The organism is Candidatus Symbiopectobacterium sp. NZEC135, assembly GCF_025962695.1.
In genome coordinates, this window is the sequence record NZ_JAGFPF010001516.1 from 1 (window position 1) to 508 (window position 508).

At 54.3% G+C, this 508-nt stretch carries 1 pseudogene; it reads right to left on the reverse strand.

Annotated elements, in window-relative coordinates:
• Positions 1–508 (reverse strand): annotated as a pseudogene (locus J5224_RS35115) (glycoside hydrolase family 3 protein); the annotation flags it as partial.

Consider the following 508-nt stretch of genomic DNA (forward strand, 5'->3'; position numbering starts at 1 on the left):
TTGGCATAGAGGGCAATGTCATAGGGGGCACGCAGTGACAAATGTACCCGTGTTTTGTCGAGCGAGCCCGCATAGCGCAACCATTCAAGGTAGCGCGCAGTATCGTTTTGCGGCGTGTTCGCCGCTGTTGAAATACCGTCTTTTTCTACCGGGGTAAAACGGGTAGAGAGGGTCCCGAGCAGAAACACATCACACTGGGCTATCCGCTGGCGAATCTCTCTGTCGGTTAATTGTGACTCCTTGGCTGCAACAACGTGAGAGTAGCCGTATTGTGCCATCGTCATTTTGATGCCGTCAGCCTGCTCCATCCAGGGGGTCAGGATAAAGTAGCGTAAGTTTTTTTCGAGCAGCGGTAGCGTGGCGTGTTGATTAACCACGGCGGTGATCGAACGATCGGCAATCAGGGCTTCGGTATCATCATTGGGTGGGGTTAGCGGGGGCGCACTGGCGTTGCCCAGCAGTTGGTAGCGCTGTTTCAGCGTGAGGATACGTGCTACGGATTCGTTGA